This is a genomic window from Corynebacterium sp. LK31 (genome assembly GCF_014335015.1).
Lineage (GTDB): Bacteria > Actinomycetota > Actinomycetes > Mycobacteriales > Mycobacteriaceae > Corynebacterium > Corynebacterium jeikeium_D.
Genome location: NZ_PDGW01000027.1, coordinates 1 through 448, shown reverse-complemented (window position 1 = coordinate 448; position 448 = coordinate 1). Strand labels below are relative to the sequence as shown.

The following is a 448-nucleotide window of genomic DNA, read 5'->3' as shown; positions in this document are numbered from 1 at the left end:
GTGTGTTTGGCAAACTCCACTCCCTGATCCCAGGTCAACGTCGAAATCGTGGTGTCCATCGACTCTTTGAGCCGACGAATCATCCGTACCATCACCTCATTGACACTGGCGGCAGTATGGTCAGTGCCGAGTCTGCCGAGCAGCACAAACCTGCTGCGGCGTTCCACCAATGTCGCTAAAGCACTGGTGCCATCTGCGCCAATAATCAAATCGCCTTCCCAATGACCGGGTACCGCACGATCATTGGCTTCGGCTGGGCGAAGTGAAATATTGGCATCATGAGTCCAGCGTTTTCCACGTGGCTTGGGCACCCCTGCGAGAAGCGAGCGGGGTTTACGCCCTGGCCGGGTAGTCCGGCAGGACTTTTCAAACACAAGTTCTTTGCGCAAGCTGCCTGCCCCTTGTACGTAAAGGGCCTGGTAAATCGACTCGTGGCTAATAGTCATGG

General features: G+C 55.6%; 1 protein-coding gene. It reads right to left on the bottom strand.

All coding sequences use genetic code 11. The features are described 5' to 3' along the window. Window positions 1-448, bottom strand: a 448-nt coding sequence (locus tag CRD18_RS10595) for an IS30 family transposase (protein WP_187406720.1), incomplete at both ends; no start/stop codon positions are given.